This is a genomic window from Paraburkholderia kururiensis JCM 10599 = LMG 19447, assembly GCF_003986935.1.
In the GTDB taxonomy this organism is placed as follows: domain Bacteria; phylum Pseudomonadota; class Gammaproteobacteria; order Burkholderiales; family Burkholderiaceae; genus Paraburkholderia; species Paraburkholderia kururiensis.
On record NZ_RJZE01000106.1, the window covers coordinates 1 to 867 of the forward strand.

2 protein-coding genes are annotated in these 867 nt (G+C 73.4%); both read left to right on the top strand.

Annotation, left to right across the window (positions count from 1 at the left end):
• Positions 1–336 (top strand): ShlB/FhaC/HecB family hemolysin secretion/activation protein (locus PKKP23_RS33470; RefSeq protein ID WP_138721062.1); only part of this gene is annotated, 336 nt, incomplete at its 5' end.
• 4 nt (positions 337–340) lie between these two features.
• Positions 341–867: DUF746 domain-containing protein (locus PKKP23_RS33475; RefSeq protein ID WP_126880084.1), on the top strand; the 527-nt coding region annotated here is incomplete at its 3' end.

Here is an 867-nt window from a genome sequence, read left to right on the forward strand (position 1 = left end):
ACCATCGGCAGCCGCTACACGGTGCGTGGCTTCGACGGCGAGACGATGCTCGCGGCCGAGCGTGGCTTCTACTGGCGCAACGAGCTGCAGGCGCCCATCGGGCAGACAGGGCAGAGCGTCTACGCCGGTCTCGACTACGGCCACGTGTACGGCCCCGGCACGGCGTTTCTCGCCGGCACGCAGCTGGCGGGCGCGGTGATCGGCGTCCGGGGCGCGGTGCCGACCCGCTTCGGCACGTATGCCTGGGACCTGTTCGCCGGCACGCCGGTCTACAAGCCGGCGAGATTCAACACCGCGCGCGTGACGCTGGGCTTCCAGTTCACCGGACAGTTCTGAGACCATGACATCGCAACCGATGCCCTTTCCCGCGCCGGACGACGTGCTGTCCGGCGACGCCGCTGAAATGGTCGCCTTCCTGCGTGGCGTGGTGGCCCGGCTGATGTCGCCGGACTGCCGGCCGATGCCGCCCTGTCCACGCTGCGGCGGCATGAAGATCGCGAAGCAGGGCTACGCGCGGCTGGGCATCAGCGAGGCGGCCGCCGGCGACACGGTGCGGGTGCTGCGCCGCTGGCTGCCCGGGCTCGAGCCCGAAGGCCGTTACGAGGCCCAGGTCCGGCCCGGCGGACGGGCGACCGCGGTCCGCGCGCCGCGGCTGGCGCCCGATGGTGGCGACGTGGTCGAGGACCGCCTGCCCAGCGCCACGCTGCTGGCTGACTTCGACGGCATCCATTCGACGCGTCACGAACCGCTGCCGCCGTGTCCGGCGTGCGGCGCCACGGGCGCGCGGCGCAAGGGCATCGTGCGGGGCCTGCCGCGCTTCCAGTGCGGCCGCCGCGGCGTGCAGTTCAACCGCCGCGCGGGCACGCC